Origin of the sequence: Bacillus cereus (genome assembly GCF_015071065.1) — a bacterium.
GTDB lineage: Bacteria > Bacillota > Bacilli > Bacillales > Bacillaceae_G > Bacillus_A > Bacillus_A cereus_BA.
This window is the reverse complement of record NZ_VOVA01000052.1, coordinates 1-6,114: the sequence shown is the minus strand read 5'-3', so window position 1 is coordinate 6,114 and position 6,114 is coordinate 1. Positions and strand designations below refer to the sequence as shown.

The following is a 6,114-nucleotide window of genomic DNA, read 5'->3' as shown; positions in this document are numbered from 1 at the left end:
AAGCTCTCTAGCGCCGATGGTAGTTGGGACCTTGTCCCTGTGAGAGTAGGACGTCGCCAAGCGACTTTAAGACGAGTCAGAATGACTCGTCTTTTTTGTGTATAATGAAATAAGCTTGTCATCTATCGGTTTCTTTAGTCATAGATGACAAGCTTATTTGTGTAAAAGTAAGGGCATTTATCCAGCGTGAACTTTCGATAAAACTTCTATTTATTATAGTTTCACTTTATTTTTTATATCGATAAGCTCAAAACGTTCACAAACGAGTAGCATATCTTCAGAAAAACCAAGGCCAAGCTCATGCAATTCCTTTGTGAAGAACTGTATATGGGTGTCTCTCCAGTAATTATAAGTAAGATCGCCTTCACCCTCAGCTCTAGCAAATTCTTCGGTTACTTCATTCATTGGTGTTACAGTTACTTCTATTGTCCTAATAATTGCTACAGGTTCATCCTGGCTATTGAGTATAATACTATAATCATTAGTTTTCGGTAGTGATTCATTTTCCAATTCATAAAAAATATGTCCGGAGCATGTTGCAGTTTTTATACCATCAATTACTAACTGGGCAAGATAATCAGGAGATTCACCGAATTGCCAAGCGGCAACAGATTTTGGTTTTTCATTCTTCCCCCAATAAGTATCCCAATATGTTTGCGCTAATGGATTCATTTGTATCGTTACCTCACTTTGGTTAAATTTAATTCTTTTTATCCCGCTATTTTAGGGTAATAATACTTCCAACCTAAGATTCAATAGACAAAAAGAAGCTAGGTGGGAGATGAAGTGCCCCCGCTAATTATTAAAAGTTCACTTTATGAACCACGTGCAATTTGTTTATTTGTGAACACTTTGTAGTCATTTAAAATCTGTATTGTTGCTTTCCGAATCAATAAAGGTAATACATTGAATGAATATGGTTTGTAAACACGTTCCGTCCACTTATGTCCATCTTTCCCATATACCCGCATATTAATAGACGGGATGTTTAGTTTCCGAATTGTTTCATATGGTAATGGGTATAATTGATCCCATTTAGGAAAGTTCTCTAATAATGGTTTTAACTCTTCATCTGTTTCGTGAATAGATAAGAAGCCCCCATCTGCTAAATATGGAAAGAATTTTTAAAGATAAATTGTTTAAATGACTTATAATAGAGTTAAGAACACTCGTTCTACACTGGTGTAATCATTCCATTTGTGGCAACTATTTTCTTCCTAGTATATGTGTCTAAATTAGAAATGCTATTGCTCTTTAGGGATGAAAGTACAACTGTAAACTCTACATACCGTAATGAAGTGTTATTTTTAGTAAAGAATATTCAGAGTGTTGATTTAACTTCAACTATGGCATATTGAAGCTAGTAATACTAGAGAGAAAGTAAACAAAAAACCGATATTCAACTTAGAATATCGGTTTAATAATGCTTATATAAAGCTACAGCAATACGAAAAGTGTAAATACAATGGCTAACAGAATACGATAATATGCAAAAGGTTTTAAACCTATCTTTTCTAAAAGCTTCAGGAAAGTTACTACCGCTAGCATTGCTACAACAAAAGAGGTAATGAATCCTACCGCAAACATAGGAATATCATCTACACTTAAATACTTCCAACTTTTTAATAAGTCTAACCCTGTAGCTCCGACCATTACAGGAATGGCAATGAGAAAAGAGAACTCAGATGCAGCTTTATAATTTACTTTCGCTAATAGCCCTCCAGAAATAGTAGAGCCAGCTCTAGAGAAGCCAGGATATACTGCTAAGCATTGAAATAATCCGATTGTTAATGCTTGACGATATGTTAAATCATCTAGTGAAAAGGCGGTTGCCTCTGCTTTTTTTGCTTCTGCAAAAAGCATAAGAATTGCTCCTGCTACAAGTCCGATTACGACAGTATACGGCTGAAATAAGTATGTTTTAATAACATCATGTAGTAGTAAACCAGCAACTACTGCTGGGAATACGCCAAGAAAAACATGTAATGCATTGAATTTTTTCTCTTTCCGTAGAAGGGGTTTAATATTACATAAAGAGACAAGGCGTTTATGGTATAAAATCGCGATAGCTAAAATTGCCCCTAACTGTATGACAATTTCAAATGTTTTTGCCCTTTCTCCTTCAAAACCTAATAAATGTCCGACTAATATAAGATGGCCAGTAGAAGAGATGGGTAAAAATTCAGCTAATCCTTCTACAATTCCAAATATGAAGGCAATGATGATATCGCTCATAGTTTCACTCCTATAAATTAATGAATATCTACTCTTTTAAAGTAGAATAGTGTTGGAATAAATCCGAAAATAGCTGTTGCTGCAATGATGATATAAGAATACTCTGGTGGATATGTGGATTGTAATTCGTTATTTGCTATATCTAGAGTAGCGCTCCATGGGAATAGGTCTTTATGTTTTGAATTTACGATCATAAGGTTAGTCATCGTTATAATGATTGTTAATATAATAGGTGGTACATAGGTTTTCATTACAAGAGTTAGTAGTACAATAGGTGAAGATAAAAGAAAGAGAAGTCCGCCACATATTAGAAATTTCACAAGAGAGCCTAAAAGTAAGGCAGTGCTAAATCCAGGGAAGCTACCTATTAACCCTAATAATAAAGTTAGCGCCCAAGCGACTAAAGTTAGCATCATGATCCAAAGGAATAGAAGGATGAACTTACTTATAATAAAGCTAATACGTGATACTGGGATAGTTAGCAAATTTTTTAATGTATCTTCCGTGTATTCACGGGTAAATAGATAAGCGATCACAACCCCATATAAGGGGAATCCGATAACTAAAGTAGTATACAAGTTAACTTCAGTGAATAATTGATGGAACAAAATAGTTGGAGTAGGCTGTTTTGTCTTTATGTGTATATAAGACGCTACAACCACTAAAAAGGGTGCGACACCAGCCCCAATAATACTAAGCAAAAACATATTAGAACGTTTTAGTTTTAATAGTTCTGTATAGAGTAGATTAACCAATTGTTCCACCCCCAACTAGTTTGGTGAAATAATCTTCTAATCTTTCTTCACTCATCATCATTTTTAATACCTCAACATCGTTAAGAACGAACGTTCTGTTAATGTATCCTTGCTGTCCGAAATGAGAGTAAATGCGAATATGCCCTTCATCATGTACTTCATAATCAAAAATTCGAAAATGATTTTCTAATAGCATCGCAGCTTTATTATCATTATTCACCTGGAATTCTATGTACTTACGGTTTGCTTTACGCAGCGTATCAAGAGAAACTTCCTCTAGTAACCTTCCTTCATGAATAATTCCCATACGATCGACTAGTTGTTCCACCTCAGCTAATATGTGACTAGAAATGAGTATCGTTATATTTCTTTCTTGAGCTAAAGATTTAATGAGTTTTCGCATTTCTTTAATACCGATCGGATCTAGTCCGTTAGTTGGTTCATCTAGTATGAGTAGTTCAGGATAATGGAGAAGAGCACGTGCAATTCCTAAACGTTGCTTCATACCTAAAGAGTATTTTCCTACTAGTTTTTTTGTTTCATGCTGTAAGCCTACAATTTCTAACGCTTCTCCAATTGCATTCTTTTTGTGAACTCCAATTATCTTTGCATTAATTAATAAGTTTTCTCGTGCTGTTAAGTTTTCATAAAACCCTGGAACTTCAACAATAGAACCAATTCTTCTTAAAATGTCTTTTTGATTTTGAAATAAATCCTCTCCGAATATTTCAATATTTCCTCTTGTAGGTTTTATAAGACTGAGCAGCATACGAATGGTTGTTGTTTTACCGGCACCGTTACGTCCTATGAATCCATAAATCTCTCCTTGCTGTACATTTATATTTAGGTTATCTACTGATTTTTGAGTGCCATAAATTTTAGTAAGGTTTGTTGTTTTTATAATTGTATTTATAGGAGACACCTACTTTCTATAAGTTCTTAATTACATGATAAAAAGGAGAGTTTAACTGCATATTAATCATTTCTTAACTATTTCTTAAAAGTAGTGTATTTCGGGATGGAAAAGCCGAAAGTGGTTCGCTCCCATGGAATACTGTCAACCCATATATGGCCACCGTTTTTTTCAACGAGCGCTTTAGAAATAGAAAGTCCGAGGCCACTACCACCATAGGATGGGTTTCTTGATTGTTCACTTCGGTACATCCGCTCAAATACGTTTTGTAAATCATGTTTTGGAATCCCAGGTCCTTTGTCCCAAATAAGAAGTTCATATTCAGTATCGGTTTCTAGTAGTTCAACTCCTACCATTTTTCCATCTTTTCCGTAATGAATAGTATTTTTCATTAGATTACCTATAATACGTATAAGGCTAAGGTGGTCTGCAATAATGGGACATGTAGATTCTGGTATGAGAACTTGTAGTTCGATATTATGTTTTGATAGATCGGGTAAAAACTCGATTAAAACTTCTCTAGTAACTTCAGAAAAGTCGAGTTCTTCTTCTTTTAGTAGAAATTCATTAGCATCCAGCTTTGCCATATTGAATATTTCATCAACTAGATGCTTTAAGTTGTTTGATTTCATATAAAGTATTTTAAGATATTCTTGCTTTTCTATTTCAGAAGCAGCAACACCATCTTTTAAAGCATCGATATATCCAATAATAGAAGTCAGTGGTGTTCGGATATCATGCGAGATACTAGACAAAAGTTGTTTTCTCGATTCCTCGGATTTTTTCGCTTCGATCTGAACCTTTTCTAATTCAGCTATTAATTCGTTTATTGAAAATACGATATTATGTAATGAACGGTCATTATTTGTGAATAATCTCGTTTGTAAATTCCCTTTAAGTGCACGACTTAATTTAGTGGCCATTGATTTACGACTTTGAATAAATTGTATTCTTGAAAAGAAAAGATATATTGTAATTAAGATAAGAGTAATAAATAAAGGTATTTTTATTTTTTGGCCCATGTGTATATTTAAAAGCCCGCAAATGATAAGTTGTAATGAAATAAGGAAGAGGATCTTATCATTCTTCAACTTTTCCACCTACAAACTTATAACCAATTCCCCATACAGTTTGAATGAATTTTGGGTTGGAAGGATCGATTTCTATTTTCTTTCTAAGCTTTCTAATATGTACCATAACGGTATTGTCATCTTCTATATAATTATCGTCCCACACATTTCGGAAGAGCTGTGTTTTTGTAAATACTTGCCCTGGATTTGAAGTGAAGAATTTTAATAGTTCAAGTTCTTTTCCAGTTAAGTTGATTTCTTTTTCGTTCGTATGAACTGTGTATTTATTTAAATCGATAGTTAGTCCTTTAAAAGCTAAAGTTGTTTTCTCTTGTACATTAGTGTTACTTCCAAGAACTAAAAAACGTCGCATAAGAGCCTTTACTCGTGCAACCACTTCGTGAATACTGAAAGGCTTCGTAATATAATCATCAGCACCGATGCTTAAGCCCAAAATTTTATCAACTTCGTGATCTTTAGCAGTTAGCATTAATATAGGAATGTTAGTTGTATCTCTAAGCTTTCTACATACTTCGATCCCATCTACTTTCGGCATCATAAGATCTAATATAACGAGGTTATAGTTGTTTTGATTAAATAAGCGCAGAGCCTCTTCACCGTTGATCGCAGTATCTACTATGTATAACTCTCGTTCTAAATATCTTTTTAATAAATCTCGGATTTCTTTATCATCGTCTGCTATAAGAATACATATATCTTTCATATCGTCACCTGCTTCTAATAGAATGTTATTAATAGTACAATTTGATAAACAAAGGGGAGTAGGGAGCGGTAATAAAAAATAAAGCAACTTTCTACTTATATACTATTAATTATTAAAATAAGGTTACTAGTTTAGCTGGAAAGAATCAATCGTATGAGTTCGGTAAGATGGGGGAAGCAAGTCCTTTGTAATAGAGAGGTTTCTAAATTGAATAGTATTTAGAAGAATAGATTAGTAAAGAAAAGTAGACGATGGTTTCTATTTTAATGAAATCTTTATAGGTCCTTATCTAGAGCTAAAAGAGTACGAAGGTATTAAATTAAATATCTTTATAAAAAGGTGTTGACGATTAGAGTTTAGAGGTGTAATATAAAACAAGTCGCCAGTAGCAACAACGCAGAAAGCGACAAACCAAAT

6 protein-coding genes and 1 pseudogene are annotated in these 6,114 nt (G+C 33.8%); all 7 read right to left on the bottom strand.

Annotated features, from left to right (window positions below):
* Nucleotides 1–213 precede the first annotated feature (213 nt).
* Nucleotides 214–672 (bottom strand): ASCH domain-containing protein, encoded by a 459-nt coding sequence (locus tag FT637_RS29205; RefSeq protein WP_193649212.1) that lies wholly within the window; start codon nucleotides 670–672, stop codon nucleotides 214–216.
* Nucleotides 673–815: 143 nt separating this feature from the next.
* Nucleotides 816–1,124: pseudogene (locus FT637_RS29200) on the bottom strand (peptidase M20); the annotation flags it as partial.
* Nucleotides 1,125–1,437: 313 nt separating this feature from the next.
* Nucleotides 1,438–2,235 (bottom strand): undecaprenyl-diphosphate phosphatase UppP, encoded by a 798-nt coding sequence (uppP, locus tag FT637_RS29195; protein ID WP_193649211.1) that lies wholly within the window; start codon nucleotides 2,233–2,235, stop codon nucleotides 1,438–1,440.
* Nucleotides 2,236–2,252: 17 nt separating this feature from the next.
* A complete protein-coding gene (locus FT637_RS29190; RefSeq protein ID WP_193649210.1) occupies nucleotides 2,253–2,990 on the bottom strand; it encodes an ABC transporter permease in 738 nt (245 codons plus the stop codon).
* The gene (locus FT637_RS29185) at nucleotides 2,983–3,912 is read right to left on the bottom strand and encodes an ABC transporter ATP-binding protein (RefSeq protein ID WP_193649209.1); all 930 of its coding nucleotides are present in this window, start codon (nucleotides 3,910–3,912) and stop codon (nucleotides 2,983–2,985) included. The genes FT637_RS29190 and FT637_RS29185 overlap by 8 nt, the downstream gene beginning before the upstream one ends.
* Nucleotides 3,913–3,980: 68 nt before the next feature.
* Entirely contained in the window at nucleotides 3,981–4,994 is a 1,014-nt protein-coding gene (locus tag FT637_RS29180; RefSeq protein ID WP_193649208.1) for a sensor histidine kinase, read from the bottom strand.
* A complete protein-coding gene (locus FT637_RS29175) occupies nucleotides 4,984–5,697 on the bottom strand; it encodes a response regulator transcription factor (RefSeq protein WP_193649207.1) in 714 nt (237 codons plus the stop codon). Before FT637_RS29175 ends, FT637_RS29180 begins: the two co-directional genes overlap by 11 nt.
* Nucleotides 5,698–6,114: the final 417 nt, after the last annotated feature.

Coding starts and splice junctions, on each gene's coding strand:
- FT637_RS29205 (WP_193649212.1), bottom strand. CDS start 672: ATGAATCCATTAGCGCAAACATATTGGGATACTTATTGGGGGAAGAAT.
- FT637_RS29175 (WP_193649207.1), bottom strand. CDS start 5,697: ATGAAAGATATATGTATTCTTATAGCAGACGATGATAAAGAAATCCGA.
- uppP (WP_193649211.1), bottom strand. CDS start 2,235: ATGAGCGATATCATCATTGCCTTCATATTTGGAATTGTAGAAGGATTA.